This window comes from Chitinophaga sp. GbtcB8, assembly GCF_019091455.1.
Lineage (GTDB): Bacteria > Bacteroidota > Bacteroidia > Chitinophagales > Chitinophagaceae > Chitinophaga.
Genome location: NZ_JAGXJN010000001.1, coordinates 74,869 through 90,607 on the forward strand (window position 1 = coordinate 74,869; position 15,739 = coordinate 90,607).

Sequence of the window (15,739 nt, forward strand, 5' to 3'; positions counted from 1 at the left end):
GAATGCTATCAAATGCGAGGTCGTCGGGAGAGATATTTAAAGACATTACACCCAATAGAGTACATGCCTTCCATCAGAGAAGGATGATACGCAGAGATGTTGGTATGGGTCGCAAAGTTTTCCAACTTCAGTTCAGCATTAAATTGTGAAACAAGTGTCTTTAATTAATTCTCCGCAAAATTATAACATATTCTATTATTATCCGACAATTTTTTTTGCCGTGACAATACTTTAACATAATTGAAAAACGGACTGCCTTTCAGGATAACTCCCAAGACAATCCGTTTATAATGAATTATTTATTTTTTTACTTTGTTAACACTTCCAATTCGGCTACGCTGGCATCATGGTCCGTTTCAAAAGCAGGTTCCAGCGCTACCAGTTTAATATAGCGGGCAGTAACGGCCTGCGGGAAGCGGATGGTTTGCTGAACAGGGTTGTTGCGGATGTTATCGAAACTGCCGGTGCTTACCGGCTGGCCCCACTCCTTCCCATCGTTACTTACATAAAAAGCATATTTATAAATAATACCGCTGAAAGTGGTATGCGCATCCCGGTACGGCAGGTAACTGAACCCTTTCAGGCTCAGGCTTTCTCCCAGGTCAATGGCCAGCTCATAGGGGTAATGGCCAAAGGCGCCTTTGCCGGAGGTCCAGTAAGTGTCCGGGTTGGCATCTATGGCGCGGGCTGCAGTTTCTACCTTACCATCTGCTGCCAGCACTTTCCATTTGGACTGGGCCATATTAAAGCTGGCGCTGATGGTGGAGCTGGCTGTTTTACCTTTGTGAATGAAGGCTTTAGCTTTTACCACACCACCCTCAACCAACGCAAACGGCTGGCTGTAACGCGGGGAAGTAAAGGCAGGCTCACTGCCATCCAGCGTGTAGTGCAGCTCCGGATCAGGAGAAGCGCAGGTAATGGACAGCAAACCTTCTTTATCGCGTTTGATCTCCGGATCTGCCAGCAGGTCGGGGGCATTATATAATTGTACTTCGCTGATGACCGGGCAGGCTTTGGCATCCTTTATATTAATGCGTACCTGGGTGGTGGTAGTGGCGGGCACCCGCAGCAGGCGTTTATGCCCGATGGTGGTTTCATTGGCTACCTCTTTGTAAGCGCCATCCTCCAATACCTCTACGGTAAAGGCTTTTACGCGCTGGCCCAGGGCAATGTACTCCTGTAATACCACCCGGTTAAAGGTAACCGGTTTGGCAAAGGTGAGCGTAATGCCGGCATTCTGCACCCCATCAGGCGTAGCCCAGTAGGTTTTGTTGTTACCATCTACCAGGTAACTGGCCTTAACGGCGGTATTGTTCTTACGTATATCGGTTACTATTACTTTGGCGCTGCGGGCCAGGTTATTTTTAAACGTGGTTTCCAGCAGGCGTCTGAACTCCATGAGGCGGGTAGAGTCATTGGCGTTGATAAGCCCGCGGCGGTCAACCGGCACATTCAGCAGCAGGTTACCGTTGCGGCCTACAGATGCGTTGTAGATGTCCAGCAGCTTGGCTACACTTTTTACCTTGTCGTTGGTAGCTTCACTGTAAAACCATCCCGGGCGGATGGATACATCACATTCCGTGGGCACCCATTTTTCGCCGTCTTCATCTCCTTTATTAAGAGTGGCCTGTGAGGGCGCTTTTTTACCGGGCTCATAACCGGTTACATTCAGGGTGCTCCAGTTAGTAGTGCCTGCATAACCATCTTCATTACCTACCCAGCGGCAGCCGGGGCCCACATCACTGAAAATTACTGCATTGGGCTGTTCGCGGTATACTACGCTGTGGAACAGCTGCCAGTTATATTCCTGTTTTTTTCCATTGGGCCCTTCCCCGTTGGCGCCATCAAACCACTGTTCAAACACGGGGCCGTAGCTGGATAATACTTCATTCAGCGTTTTGGCAAAGATCTGGTTATACTGCGGAGTGCCATAGGCCGGGTGGTTACGGTCCCAGGGCGACAGGTACACACCGAACTTCAGGCCATATTCTTTACAGGCGGCGGAAAGTTCTTTCAGCACATCGCCCTTGCCATTTTTCCAGGCACTTTCCCGTACTGTATGGGTGCTGAATTTACTGGGCCACAGGCAAAAACCGTCGTGATGTTTAGCGGTGATGATGATCCCTTTCATACCGGCCAGCTTAGCGGTACGCGCCCATTGGCGGGCATCCAGCTGGGTAGGGTTAAAGATCCGGGGGTCTTCATCGCCATGCCCCCATTCCCGGTCGGTAAAGGTGTTAGGGCCAAAGTGAATGAACATATAATACTCCATATCCTGCCAGTTCTGCTGGGCTTTGGTAGGGAGGGCACCGTAAGGTTTGATGGTGGACTGGGCTACTGCTGCGTTGTAGCATAATAGTGCGCCTGCCAGGAATGTTGCTGCTTTTTTCATCATACACTGTCTGTCGTAGTAAGTAGTAAATGTAATATACGATAAACGTACATCGGTGGCATAGTGAAAATCAATCCAATATTTGTTAAAAAATGCGGAACGCTAAATGCTGAATGCTAAACGCTTAAAGCCTTAGAGGATTACCGGATTGTTATTTTGCTTTAGGCTTTTATGCTTTGGGCCTTCCCCTTTATGCTTTTTTGTTTGCTTTATGCGTTCAGCGTTTAGCGCATTTATTGCACTTGCACGCCTTCTTCAATACTCGTTACATAGATCTCCGGCGCCTTGCCGAATTTTTGTTGATAACGGTCGCGGATATACGTTGCGTATTCTGCTACCTTATCTTCCTGCACCAGGTTAATGGTGCAGCCGCCAAAACCCCCGCCCATTACGCGTGCGCCGGCTACTTCCGGGCGTTGTTGCGCCAGCTCTACCAGGTAGTCAAGCTCAGGGCAGCTTACTTCATACAGGCGGCTAAGGCCGTCGTGCGTGGCATACATCAGCTTACCAAACTCCTGCAGGTTGCCTTGCTGCAGGTAATCACAGGCCTGCTGCACACGGGCTATTTCCGCTATCACATAGGCGCAGCGTTTATATACAATGTTATCCAATTTGTCTTTTACAGCTTCCAGCATATCCATGCTGGCATCGCGCAGGGACTGCACCTGGGGATAAGCAGCCTGTAATATTTTTACGCCGGCTTCACATTGCTGGCGCCGTACATTATATTCAGAAGAGGCCAGGGAATGGTGCACCATTGAGTTACAGAGCACAATCTTCTGGTTAGGAAAGTTAAATGGATAATAAGTGTAGGTAAGATCGCGGCAGTCCAGCAGCATTACCTGATCTTTTTTTCCGTGCAGGTTCGCAAACTGGTCCATGATACCGCATTGCACACCGGGAAAAGTATGTTCTGCCTTTTGCCCTATGAGCGCCATATCCATACGGGATAACGCATAACCCATTAAATGATCCAGCGCGGCTATCAGCCCGCCTTCTACAGCGGCGGAAGATGAGAGGCCTGCGCCTACCGGTACATCGCCTGCTATTACACAATCAAATCCCGGTACTTTATAACCGCGCTTTTGCAGCTGGTCTACTACACCCAGCAGATAGTTGATCCATCCCGGTGTGGGTTTTACCGCATCCAGGTTAAAGCTTACCTGCTCTTTATTAAAGGCAGCATATGCGTTGCATTTGTTGGTGCCGTTCAATGCTACTGCATAAATAATACGTTTGTCGATGGCGGCAGGTAATACAAAACCATCGTTATAATCCGTATGCTCTCCGATTAAATTGATCCTGCCGGGAGAGCTTACCAGCACGGGTGTGTTGTTAAATAATTGAATGAACTGATCCCTGGTTTGTTGTAGCATCTTAATTAGATAGAAGATATTAAATGTATAAAGTACGCCTAAAAATAAGCTACCGCGGTTAATATCCCAACTGTAATAAGGGAAGGCGGTGAAAAGGAAGCGCTGAAGGGTTGGAGTACTACCTGACTGGCTATGGAGTGCTATCATATATGAGTATTAGTACAATTATAGTAAGATCATTCTCACATACCTTGTGGACTTGACGTGGACTTGATGTGGACTTGATGCGGGGATGAGGTGGAAAATGGCTGGCAAATACAAAAGGAAAAAGCCCGCAGATCAGTGATCCACGGGCTTTCCGGTAGTTGAATAACAAGTCAGAAAATACTTAGGCCTTCGGTTTTCCTACCTTATGGCCTGCTATTGCAAAATACAGAATGTAAGCGTAACAGGGCAGCATGCAATATAAAAATGCCTGGCGGAAATTAATACTTTCGGAATGCAGGAAACCCATCATACCATCTTTATTAAACAAGCCACCATACACCTGCGGTAACACGCCGCCTCCAACAATACCCATTACTAAAAGGCCGGCGCCCAGCTGGGTGTATTTGCCCAGCTTATCAATAGCAAGAGGCCATATGGCAGGCCACATGAGCGCGTTGGCTAAACCTAATAACGCAATGAAAGTTACGGCCGTATAACCATCTGTAAGGTAAGCGCAGGTGGTAAATATTAAACCCAGTATAGCGGAGATACGTAAGCTCATACTCTGGGAAATAATCTTAGGGATGGTAATGATGCCTACCACATAACCTACCAGCATGGCGGCCAGTGTAAAGGAGGTAAAGTATTTGGTTTTATCCAGGCTCATACCCATCTGGGTGCCATAGGTACCGATCACGTCTCCGGCCATTACCTCTACTCCTACATATAAAAAGATACACAGCACACCTAATAACAGGTAGGGATATTGCGTAATGCTGGTTTTTTCTGTACCAATGGAACCTGTGTCGTTTCCGGATGTATCTATTTCCGGTAAGGAAGAGCGTTTAATAAAGAAGGCAACTATCACCAGCACAATGGCCATTATAATATAGGGGCCTATTACGCGGGAAGCCAGGCTATCCAGCAGCAGCGATTTTTGTGCGGCATCGGTAGCGGTATTGATCTGCTCTTCCAGCGCGGTAGCATTCTTTAATACAATGGTGCTTAATACCAGCGGCGCAATAATGCCGGCTATCTTATTACAGATACCCATAATGCTTATTCGCTTAGCTGCGCTTTCAATAGGGCCTATAATACTTATATACGGGTTGGAAGCCGCCTGCAGCAAGGTAAGGCCGGCGCCCTGTACAAATAAGCCGGTCAGGAACATACCAAAGCTGCGGGCATTGGCGGCGGGCAGAAAAATAACCGAACCAACAGCCATTACCACCAGGCCCAGTGCCATACCATTCTTGAAGCCTACCTTTTTAAGGATGAATGAAGAAGGTACTCCCAGGAAAAAATAAGCTAAAAAGAAGGCGAAGGTTACCAGCAAAGCCTGGCCTATACTGAGTTCGCAGGCTATACGCAAAAATGGGATCAGCGTACCATTCAACCAGGTAACGAATCCAAATACAAAGAATAAGATCCCAATAATAGTAATCGATTGCACATAGCTGGCTTTCTTCTCCGGCAATGCAGCAACGGGCGAGTTTGACGACATAGATATAACTTAAAATGATGAAAAATATATAGATTTTGGTTCACTGTAACACGAACTTAAACAACTATTCCGGTATTTTCTAGCCCCGGAAGTGGTATTTTTCCGGTTTTTTCATTCACTATCATTTTTAGATAATTTTCTATAATCTGCGCGCTAAAACGTTTTTGCATAATATAAAAATTCAAGAATTTATTTTTATTTTAGAAAATCTTAAAAAATAATTTATACATTTATCGGGTAATAAACCATGGTAATTAAACACGTTTATGGCTGAACAATCAAAGCAAGGTACACATCCCTCCTTTTCCGTACTTGTTCTCGTTTTTTTCTTCTGGGGGTTTGTGGCCGCATCTAACAGTATCTTTATCCCGTTCTGTAAAGCGCATTTTGATCTAACCCAACTGGAATCCCAGTTAATTGACTTTGCTTTTTACGGCGCGTATTTCATCGGTTCCTTATTGCTCTATCTTTTTTCTGCTATCCGCGGTGTTGATATCCTCAACAAGATCGGTTATCAGAAAGGGATCATTTATGGTTTGCTGATATCCGTTGTAGGCGCGGCTGCGCTGATAGGTGCAGTAAACCTTGGTAACGGCATGGCTAACAAGTCCGGCGCGTTTTACCTGATATTAGGAGCTTTCTTTATTGTAGCACTTGGGTTCTCATTGCAGCAAACTGCCGCTAACCCGTTTGCCATTTTATTAGGTGACCCTTCCAAGGGTACGCACCGTTTAAATCTGGCTGGTGGTGTAAACTCTTTTGGTACTACCATCGGACCTATTATTGTAAGCATGCTGCTGTTTGGCAGCGCACAGGGTGGTGATGCTTCCAAAACAGACATCAGCAAGATCAATACTTTGTACATCCTGCTCATTGTATTGTTCCTGGTAGCAGCCGGTATTTTTGCATTGGTAAAAATGCCCAAAACCACCGGTGATGATGAGCATTTTGAAAAATCAAGCAAAGCCAGTGGCGCGCTGGTAGGTATCACTGCTATGTTTGTGCTGATCATGGTTGGCATTACCACGCAGAATGCATTACCGTTTTTCATTGCCGGTATTGTTGGTATCCTGGCTGTTTTATTTTATGCTAAAACCTCATCACAAAAGAACGGCGAAGGCTGGGGCGCTATGAAGTACCCACAGCTGGTGCTGGGCATGATCGCTATTTTTGTGTATGTAGGTGTGGAAGTATCTGTGGCCAGTAACATGGGCGCGCTGCTGAAACATCCGGGTTTTCTTACTCCTGATGGTTTAGCTGAATCACAGATCGATCCTTACATTTCCCTGTTCTGGGGTAGTTTAATGATCGGCCGCTGGACGGGCGCCATTACGGTGTTCAACGTTTCCAAGGCAACGCGTAAGCTGTTATTTGTGATCGTACCTTTTATAGCTTACGGTGTTATCTTAGGCGCCAATGCCTGGAAAGGCAACGACATCAGCGCACTGTATCCATATGCTGGTGTGATCGTAATACAGATCATCGGTTTCTTTGCCGGACAGGAAAAACCCGCCAAGACCTTAATGATCTTTGGCTTACTGGGCGTAGCCGGTATGGTGGTAGGTTTATTAACCACCGGAGCAGTTGCTACCTTTGCTTTTGTAAGCGGTGGCTTATTCTGTTCCGTAATGTGGCCTTCTATCTTCTCCCTGTCTATTGCAGGTTTAGGTAAATATACCAGCCAGGCTTCTTCTTTCCTGGTAATGATGATCTTAGGCGGTTCCCTGATACCACCGGTACAAGGCGGATTAGCAGACACCTCACTGGGCATTCATGCCTCTTATATTATACCAGCCTTATGCTTTGCATACCTGGCTTTCTTTGCATTTAGAGTTAAAACTATTTTAAAATCTCAGGGAATCGATTATGAGTCAGCAATTAGTAGTGGGCATTGATATTGGTGGTACCAATACCAAATTCGGCGTTGTAGACCGCAGAGGCAATATTCTGTGTGATGGCCGTATGTTAACTAACCAACATGAAAATGTAGCTGGTTTTTTGGACGAGCTGCATGAGCACCTGTCTAAACTGATAGACCAGGCAGGCGGCATAGATAATATCAGGGGTATAGGTGTGGGCGCGCCCAATGGCAACTATTACACCGGTAATATTGAGTATGCACCAAACCTTCGCTGGAAGGGCGTTATACCACTGGCTAATTTGCTGGGAGAGAAATTTGGTTTGCCTACTGTATTAACCAATGATGCCAATGCGGCTGCATTGGGAGAATTGATGTATGGCGCTGCGCGCAGCATGAAAGATTTTATTGTGATTACCTTAGGTACAGGCGTAGGCAGTGGTATTGTTGCCAACGGACAGCTAATATATGGTCATGATGGTTTTGCAGGTGAGCTGGGCCACTGTATAGTGATCCCCGGCGGCAGGTACCACCCCGGTACCGGTGCGCACGGATCCCTGGAAGCCTATGCTTCCGCTACCGGCGTAACCAACACTGCGCTGGAATTCCTGGCTAACCGCCCGGAAACCAAGAGCACGCTGCGCGATCTGAAGAAAGAAGATATTAACTCCAAAACCGTGTTTGACGCGGCTATGGCAGGCGATCCGCTGGCCAGGGAAGTATATGAGTTCACCGGTAAAATACTGGGTGAGGCATTGGCCAACTTCGTTATGTTCAGCAGCCCGGAAGCCATTATATTATTTGGCGGCTTAACCAAAGCCGGTGACCTGATCATGAAACCGGTACGGGAACATATGGAACTGAACCTGTTGCCTATTTTCCAGAATAAAGTGAAGCTGGTGTTCTCTGAGCTGAAGGAAAGTGATGCCGCTATTTTGGGCGCGAGCGCACTGGCGTGGGAGATGAAGGATTGAATGGTCCACAGCATAGTGCGACAGGGAAGTATGACGCGAAAGGGCTGGTAATGGGGCTGTTATGGTCCATAGCCGGGTGAGAAAGGAAATGGAAAGCTTGTGGAGGATTGTAACGGAAGTGGGATTGAACAAATAAAATAAATACAGTATCTTTCGATCCATATTATCTTATATGCAAGATCGTAGAAACTTTTTAAAAGCAGCGGCCCTTGGTGCCGCTGCTTTCTCTTTAGACGGAGTAAGCGCTGCACCTGCCAGCGCAGCAGGTAAAACCGTAAAGGGGAAACCCATCGTGATCTCTACCTGGGACTTCGGCATCCCTTCCAATAAGGCTGCCTGGGAAGTGCTGAAAAAAGGCGGCCGCGCGCTGGACGCCGTAGAAGCAGGCGTGCAGATACCGGAAGCTGATCCGGCAGTAACTACTGTAGGTTATGGCGGCTACCCGGACCGGGATGGCTATGTAACCCTGGATTCCTGTATAATGGACGAGCTGGGGAACTGCGGTTCTGTAGCTGCCCTGGAGCATATTGTACATCCTGTTTCCGTGGCCCGTGCCGTAATGGAAAAAACACCGCATGTAATGCTGGTAGGCGAAGGCGCACTGCAGTTTGCGCTGGCCAACGGTTTCAAAAAAGAGAACCTGCTAACGCCGGAATCAGAAAAAGCCTGGAAAGAGTGGCTGAAAAAATCTGAGTACAAACCGCAGATGAATATAGAGAACAAGTCATATAACGCTAACGGCACTACGGCATTTAGCCCGCTGCAGTTACCGGGCAACGTATATAACCACGATACCATTGGCATGCTGGCTATGGATGCGCAGGGCAACCTGTCCGGCGCCTGCACCACCAGCGGTATGGCGTTTAAAATGCGTGGCCGTGTGGGCGATTCTCCCATTATTGGCGCTGGTTTGTATGTGGATAATGAAGTAGGCGCCGCAACCTCTACCGGTGTGGGTGAAGAGGTGATCCGTATTGTAGGCAGCCACCTGGTGGTAGAGCTGATGCGGCAGGGATATTCGCCCGAAGCGGCTTGTAAAGAAGCTGTAAAACGTATTGTGAAAAAGAGCCCGCAGAAATCAAAAGAGATCCAGGTAGGTTTCCTGGCCCTGAATAAAAAAGGGGAGTTTGGCGCTTACTGTTTGCAGGAAGGTTTCAGCTATGCCGTGTGTACAAGCGATACCAGGAATGAGCTGATAAAAGGGAAACATTTTTATTGAGCTGGCAGTGAGCAGCAGTATTGAGGTACTCCGGACTGCCAACAGCCAACTATTTTAACAATCATGAGCATTACCTTAGAAATATGCGCCGGTTCCGTGGGTTCCTGCATAGCTGCCCAGGAAGGGGGCGCACAACGCATTGAGCTGTGCGATAACCTGCTGGAAGGCGGTACAACCCCCAGCTACGCTACCATAGCAGTAGCGCGGGAAAAAGTGCAGATCGCCCTGTACCCTATTATACGCCCGCGCGGGGGTGATTTTTTATATGATGCCCATGAGTTTGAAGTAATGCAGCGGGATATAACCCTATGTAAACAGCTGGGCTGCGATGGCGTTGTAATAGGCATTCTTACCCCGGACGGACGGGTAGATAAAGAAAGATGTAAAAAACTCACAGACCAGGCCTGGCCCATGGGCGTTACGTTTCACCGTGCCTTTGATATGACGGCAGACCCGCTGCAGGCCCTGGAAGATATTATTGAAATTGGCTGTGAACGTATCCTTACTTCCGGGCAGCGTAATACTGCAGCCGAAGGTACTGCCCTGCTGAAAACGCTGGTACAGCAATCACAGGAGCGTATAGCCATTATGGTAGGCTCCGGTGTACGGGCCCATAATATTGCCACTCTTGTAAAGGAAACGGGCGCAGCGGAATACCATACCTCCGCCAAAGCTTACGTGGAAAGCGGTATGACCTATCGTAACCCCAATGTGAGCATGGGCGGCATTCCCGGCGTACCGGAATACGGTATTTCCCTTACTCAGGCTGCTGAGGTAAAAAAGATCAGGGAGGAAGCGGAGAAAGCTTACCGGGAAATGTTGTAAATTGGATCAAACGAAGTAAGAGATCAGAGGAATAAGAGGGTAAGAAGTCAGAGATCAAAGGTAAGAAATAAGAGACCAGCATCTATATCTATATTGAAACAGAGATAGGAAAATGAATACTTCCTTCTTCAATTATCTGATAAACTATGAACCGTTACCTTATTATCCTGGCACTCTATTGCTGCAGCTGGCCGTTACTACTACCTGCGCAAAATCTGAAAGTGCTCACCTACAACATTCATCACGGCCAGAACAACCAGGGCGCCGTAGACCTGCAAGGCATTGCCAACGTTATACTGGCCACTAATCCTGACCTGGTAGCCCTGCAGGAAGTAGACAGCGCTACTACCCGCGCACAAGGCACTGATCAGCTGAAAGAACTGGCTTCCCTTACCGGCATGTACACCTATTTTGCAAAAGCAATGGATTATGAAGGCGGCGCCTATGGCACCGGTATTCTGTCCAGAATGCCTATTACCGCTACAGAACGTATAGCCTTACCTGGTAATAAGGACAGCGAGCCGCGCGTAGCCGGCATTATTACCCTGCAGCTGCCCGGCGACAGCCTGCTGCAATTTGTAAGCGCGCACCTGGATGCCAGCGATGAACCCACCGACCGTATAAATCAGGCTACTGCCCTGGTACAGCGTTTTACCAATGCCAAAACACCTGTAATACTGGCCGGTGATCTGAATGCCGCACCTACCGCCAAAGAAACCGGTATTTTAAAACAGCTGTTCACCGATGCCACCCAGGCAGCCGGCCCTACCTTCCCCGCAGATACGCCTACCGTAAAGCTGGATTATATACTGCTGTATCCCAAACAGCGTTTTAACGTTACGGCCACCCGCGTAATACAGGAAACCGTTGCCTCTGACCACCGGCCCCTGGTAGCTGAGCTGGAAATAAAAGAATAAACCGTTATACTGAAAGTTGTATCTTCGGAACCGTCTTTTATACCACCCATCAACCTGGCTGAAATAACATTTATGAACAGAACAATGAACCGTAAACGGGCCCTGTTACCCTGTGTAATAGTACTCGCCCTGGCAGGCCTGACCGCCTGTACCAACAACCAACAGGGAGCAGCACCCAAAGGCAAGGTAAGCATCATACCCATGCCGGTAAGCGTGCAGGAAACGCCCGATTCTTTTCTGCTGGACAAACAAACCGTGCTGGTAGCCACCACCCCGGACGATAAACAATCTGCAGGCCTGTTCAATGCCTGGCTGAAAGAGCTGACCGGTTATGAGCTGACCGTGGCCGAACAGGGCGATAAAAACGCCATTGTGCTGCATACCGGTACAGACAGCAGCAAACATGCAGAAGGTTATACCTTAAAAGTAGGAAAAGACCGCATTGACATTAACGGCAACGACGGCAGCGGCACCTTTTACGGCATACAAACCCTTATACAATTATTACCGGTTGAAAAAGGCAGCACCTTATGGATACCGGGCGCTGATATTAATGATTATCCCCGCTTCCCTTACCGCGGGCTGCACCTGGATGTAGGCCGCCACTTCTTTTCCGCCGACTTTGTAAAGAAATATATTGACCTGCTGGCCATGCATAAGATGAATACTTTTCACTGGCACCTTACGGAAGACCAGGGCTGGCGTATAGAGATCAAAAAATATCCGCGCCTGCAGGAAGTAGCTTCCAAGCGCAAAGAATCCATGGTAGGGCATTACAATGATCAAAAATTTGACGGTAAACCTTACGGCGGTTATTACACCCAGGAAGAAATAAAGGATGTGGTAGCCTATGCCACCGCACGCCACGTAACCGTAATACCTGAAATAGAAATGCCCGGCCACTCCCTGGCAGCATTAACCGCTTACCCTTACCTAGGCTGCACTGGCGGCCCTTATGAAGTAGGCACCAAATGGGGTGTGTTTGAAGATATTTATTGCGCCGGCAACGACAGCACCTTCCTGTTCCTGCAGGATGTGCTGGATGAAGTAATGGCGCTGTTCCCCAGCAAATACATACATATTGGCGGCGATGAAGCCCCTAAAACACGTTGGGAAAAATGCCCCAAATGCCAGAAGCGGATGAAGGACGAAGGTTTGAAAGATGTGCATGCGTTACAGAGCTACTTTATCCAGCGCATGGAAAAATACCTGAACAGCAAAGGACGCCGCATTATTGGCTGGGATGAGATCCTGGAAGGCGGCCTGGCACCTGATGCCACTGTAATGAGCTGGCGCGGGGAAGAAGGCGGTGTGGCAGCAGCCAAACAAAAACATGATGTGATCATGACACCAGGCAACTACTGCTATTTTGACCACTATCAATCCAAAGGAAAAAATGAGCCCGTTGCCATTGGCGGTTATACACCGGTAAGTGAGGTATACAGCTATGAGCCTATACCTGCCGGCTTAAGCAAGGAAGAAGCCACCTATATTAAAGGCGCGCAGGCCAACGTATGGTCTGAATACATGCCCAACGCGGAGCACGTAGAATACATGGTATACCCGCGCGCCACAGCTATGGCAGAGGTTTTATGGAGCCCTGCTGAAAAACGTAATTACGATGATTTTGTGGAAAGGCTGAAGCAGCACCTGCACCGTCTGGATATGAAAAAAGTGAACTATGCCAAACATGTATTTGAAATACGCGGTGAGGCAGACAGCACTGCCGGCGGTGTATCCGTAAAGCTGGACAGCAAGCTGGATGGCGGCAAGATCTTTTACACTACAGATGGCAGCGCGCCTAGCCCTAAGGGCACCGCCTATACCAATCCTATCGTGATAAACAAGGCAGAAACCATCCGCGCGCTGGTGTTCCTGGATGATAAGCCTTACGGCAATGAGTACACGCAACCATTTGTGTTCCATAAAGCATTGGCTAAAAAAGTTACCCTGGCGCAGCCGCCTAATGGGAACTACAACCCCGGCAGCCCGTTTGCATTAGTGAATGGTATTGAAGGTGTAAAGGAATACAATGATAACCAGTGGTTTGGCTACAGCGGCAACAACATGGAAGCCACCGTGGACCTGGACAGTGTGCAGGACATTCATTCCGTGGGTGTGAACATTCTGAACGCCAAGGGACCGGGCATATACCCGCCCAAACAGGTAACTTTCCTGGTATCTGACGACGGACAGCATTTTAAGGAAGTATATAAACAAACTACCTTTGCCAAAGAAGGCATTAACCAGGTACGGGCGCCTTTACAGCAGGTAAAAGGCCGTTATGTGAAGCTGGTAGCCCAGAATGCAGGCACTATACCGGCAGGCGCAGAAGGCGCGGGCAGCAAGGCCTGGCTTTTTGTGGACGAGATAATAATTAATTAATGTGCGGATATGCAAATGTGCAGATGTGCAGATACGGGGAGCCGGAGCTGCATATTTGCACTCCTGCACATAGGTTTAGCGGCTGGTTTTGTTAAACAGTTGCTAAAAAAGCTACCAGATTAGCACATTTTTATTTAATTTTCCGGCTCGTTTTTTAAACGCCTCTAATCCAAAACATCACTTACCATGACGCTTAATCACCAGGAGATCGAACTGATTGACAGTTTTGAACAGATAGCCGTGGATATTCATCCCACAGCTAAGGAAGGATCCCGCGCAGTAGCACAGGAAATAGCAGCACTCATCAAAGCAAAACAAGCAGCCAAAGAAACATGTGTACTGGGCCTGGCCACCGGTTCCACACCCAAGTACCTGTATGCGGAGCTGGTGCGCCTGCACAAAGAAGAAGGCCTGAGCTTTAAGAATGTAGTCACCTTTAACCTGGACGAGTATTATCCCATAGAGCCGGATGCCCTGCAGAGCTACAACCGGTTCATGAAAGAGCAGTTATTTAAACATATAGATATACCGGAAGGCAATTATTTTGTACCGGACGGCACCCTGCCCAAGGAAAAAATGAAAGCTTACTGCGAAGAATACGAGCGCAGAATAGAATCTGCCGGCGGCATAGACCTGCAGATACTGGGCATTGGTAACAACGGCCACATTGGTTTTAACGAACCCGGCGCCAGCGTAAACTCCCATACCCGCCTGGTAACGCTGGATAACAGCACCCGCCTGGCCAATGGTTTTGAGTTCCCGAATATGAGCCAGGTACCCCGTTTAGCTATTACCATGGGTATTGGCACTATTTTCAAAGCCAAACGCGTATTGCTGATGGCCTGGGGCTCACACAAAGCCAAGATAGTACGCAGAGCGGTAGAAGGTCATTATTCCGACCAGGTACCAGCCTCCCTGCTGCAACAGCATCCGAACTGCCGGTTTGTGATAGATGAGCAGGCCGCACAGGAGCTGACCCGTTATAAAGAGCCCTGGCTTACCGGCGATTGCGAATGGACACCCAGCCTGCGCCGCAAGGCAGTAACCGGCCTGGCCATGAAGCTGGACAAGCCCATTCTGATGCTCACGGATAAAGACTACAATGAGAATGGTTTGAATGACCTGATCGTGCAATACGGTTCTGCGTATGAGCTGAATATTGAAGAGTTTAACGGCATCCGCGATACCATTACCGGCTGGCCCGGCGGCAAACCCGGCGCGCCACTGCCCAAACACCCGGAACGTTCAGAGCCTATGCCTAAACGCGTGCTGATCTTCTCCCCTCACCCGGATGATGATATCATTTCCATGGGTGGCACTTTCATACGCCTGCATGAGCAGGGGCATGATGTGCATGTAGCTTACCAGACCTCCGGCAACATTGCGGTAACCGATGAATTTGTGCTGCGCTTTATTGACTTTGCCGTAGGCTTTGAAGGTATGTTTGATATAGACAGAAGCAAGAGCTCCCAGATACTGGATGAAGCAAAAGCTTTCCTGAAGATCAAGAAACCCAGCCAGAAAGATACACCTGAAATACGCGCCATTAAAGGCCTGATACGCCGTTGCGAAGCAAAGGCCACCTGCCGTTATGTAGGTATTAAGGAAGAGAATATCCACTTCCAGAACCTGCCTTTCTATGAAACCGGTTTGGTGGAAAAGAAACCCATGGGCGAAGAAGATGTGCAGCTGACCATGAAACTGCTGCGCGAAGTGAAACCGCATCAGATCTTCTGCGCAGGTGACCTGGCCGACCCGCATGGCACCCACAAGGTGTGCCTTGACATTGTGTTTGAAGCGCTGAACCGCCTGAAACATGAGGCATTCATGAAAGATTGCTGGGTATGGCTGTACAAAGGCGCCTGGCAGGAATGGGACATCCATGAAATTGAAATGGCGGTACCTATGAGCCCCGACCAGGTGGTTCAAAAACGTTTGGGCATCTTTATTCACCAAAGCCAGAAAGATGTTGTACCTTTCCAGGGAACCGATCTGCGTGAATTCTGGCAAAGGGCAGAAGACCGCAACGCTAACACCGCCGAACTGTATGATAAGCTGGGATTACAGAAATATGCTGCGATGGAAGCTTTTGTACGGTATCATTTTATGTAAGCCATAAGGGATCACAAGTATGTATATAAC

General features: G+C 48.3%; 10 protein-coding genes. 7 read left to right on the plus strand and 3 right to left on the minus strand.

Annotation, left to right across the window (positions count from 1 at the left end; genetic code table 11):
* Window positions 1–307: 307 nt before the first annotated feature.
* The 3 genes from KVT36_RS00370 to KVT36_RS00380 form a co-directional block, all read right to left on the minus strand.
* The gene (locus KVT36_RS00370; protein ID WP_254639777.1) at window positions 308–2,395 is read right to left on the minus strand and encodes an alpha-L-fucosidase; all 2,088 of its coding nucleotides are present in this window, start codon (window positions 2,393–2,395) and stop codon (window positions 308–310) included.
* Window positions 2,396–2,625: 230 nt separating this feature from the next.
* Window positions 2,626–3,768: a galactokinase gene (galK, locus tag KVT36_RS00375; protein WP_217601526.1), complete on the minus strand. Its 1,143-nt coding sequence runs from the start codon at window positions 3,766–3,768 to the stop codon at window positions 2,626–2,628.
* Window positions 3,769–4,096: 328 nt separating this feature from the next.
* Window positions 4,097–5,419 (minus strand): sugar MFS transporter, encoded by a 1,323-nt coding sequence (locus tag KVT36_RS00380; RefSeq protein WP_217601527.1) that lies wholly within the window; start codon window positions 5,417–5,419, stop codon window positions 4,097–4,099.
* A 266-nt stretch (window positions 5,420–5,685) separates the two neighbouring features.
* Between KVT36_RS00380 and KVT36_RS00385 the strand changes: the two genes are divergently transcribed.
* The 7 genes from KVT36_RS00385 to nagB all read left to right on the plus strand — a co-directional run bounded on the left by KVT36_RS00385 (window position 5,686) and on the right by nagB (window position 15,709).
* A complete protein-coding gene (locus KVT36_RS00385) occupies window positions 5,686–7,314 on the plus strand; it encodes an MFS transporter (RefSeq protein ID WP_217601528.1) in 1,629 nt (542 codons plus the stop codon).
* Window positions 7,286–8,251, plus strand: coding sequence for an ROK family protein (locus KVT36_RS00390; RefSeq protein ID WP_217601529.1), 966 nt, complete (start codon window positions 7,286–7,288; stop codon window positions 8,249–8,251). The genes KVT36_RS00385 and KVT36_RS00390 overlap by 29 nt, the downstream gene beginning before the upstream one ends.
* A gap of 172 nt (window positions 8,252–8,423) precedes the next feature.
* Complete coding sequence (locus KVT36_RS00395) at window positions 8,424–9,470, plus strand: N(4)-(beta-N-acetylglucosaminyl)-L-asparaginase (protein WP_217601530.1); 1,047 nt, start codon at window positions 8,424–8,426, stop codon at window positions 9,468–9,470.
* A gap of 63 nt (window positions 9,471–9,533) precedes the next feature.
* A complete protein-coding gene (locus KVT36_RS00400; RefSeq protein ID WP_217601531.1) occupies window positions 9,534–10,295 on the plus strand; it encodes a copper homeostasis protein CutC in 762 nt (253 codons plus the stop codon).
* Between the two features lie 146 nt (window positions 10,296–10,441).
* Window positions 10,442–11,212, plus strand: coding sequence for an endonuclease/exonuclease/phosphatase family protein (locus tag KVT36_RS00405; RefSeq protein WP_217601532.1), 771 nt, complete (start codon window positions 10,442–10,444; stop codon window positions 11,210–11,212).
* Window positions 11,213–11,284: 72 nt separating this feature from the next.
* On the plus strand, window positions 11,285–13,597 hold the full coding sequence (locus KVT36_RS00410; protein WP_217601533.1) for a family 20 glycosylhydrolase: 2,313 nt from the start codon (window positions 11,285–11,287) through the stop codon (window positions 13,595–13,597).
* Between the two features lie 186 nt (window positions 13,598–13,783).
* Window positions 13,784–15,709 (plus strand): glucosamine-6-phosphate deaminase, encoded by a 1,926-nt coding sequence (gene nagB / locus KVT36_RS00415; protein ID WP_217601534.1) that lies wholly within the window; start codon window positions 13,784–13,786, stop codon window positions 15,707–15,709.
* Window positions 15,710–15,739: the final 30 nt, after the last annotated feature.

What these genes read in the sequence shown, in the direction of transcription:
- KVT36_RS00370 (WP_254639777.1), bottom strand. Translation starts at nt 2,395, where the DNA reads ATGATGAAAAAAGCAGCAACATTCCTGGCAGGCGCACTATTATGCTAC.
- galK (WP_217601526.1), bottom strand. Translation starts at nt 3,768, where the DNA reads ATGCTACAACAAACCAGGGATCAGTTCATTCAATTATTTAACAACACA.
- KVT36_RS00380 (WP_217601527.1), bottom strand. Translation starts at nt 5,419, where the DNA reads ATGTCGTCAAACTCGCCCGTTGCTGCATTGCCGGAGAAGAAAGCCAGC.
- KVT36_RS00385 (WP_217601528.1), top strand. Translation starts at nt 5,686, where the DNA reads ATGGCTGAACAATCAAAGCAAGGTACACATCCCTCCTTTTCCGTACTT.
- KVT36_RS00390 (WP_217601529.1), top strand. Translation starts at nt 7,286, where the DNA reads ATGAGTCAGCAATTAGTAGTGGGCATTGATATTGGTGGTACCAATACC.
- KVT36_RS00395 (WP_217601530.1), top strand. Translation starts at nt 8,424, where the DNA reads ATGCAAGATCGTAGAAACTTTTTAAAAGCAGCGGCCCTTGGTGCCGCT.
- KVT36_RS00400 (WP_217601531.1), top strand. Translation starts at nt 9,534, where the DNA reads ATGAGCATTACCTTAGAAATATGCGCCGGTTCCGTGGGTTCCTGCATA.
- KVT36_RS00405 (WP_217601532.1), top strand. Translation starts at nt 10,442, where the DNA reads ATGAACCGTTACCTTATTATCCTGGCACTCTATTGCTGCAGCTGGCCG.
- KVT36_RS00410 (WP_217601533.1), top strand. Translation starts at nt 11,285, where the DNA reads ATGAACAGAACAATGAACCGTAAACGGGCCCTGTTACCCTGTGTAATA.
- nagB (WP_217601534.1), top strand. Translation starts at nt 13,784, where the DNA reads ATGACGCTTAATCACCAGGAGATCGAACTGATTGACAGTTTTGAACAG.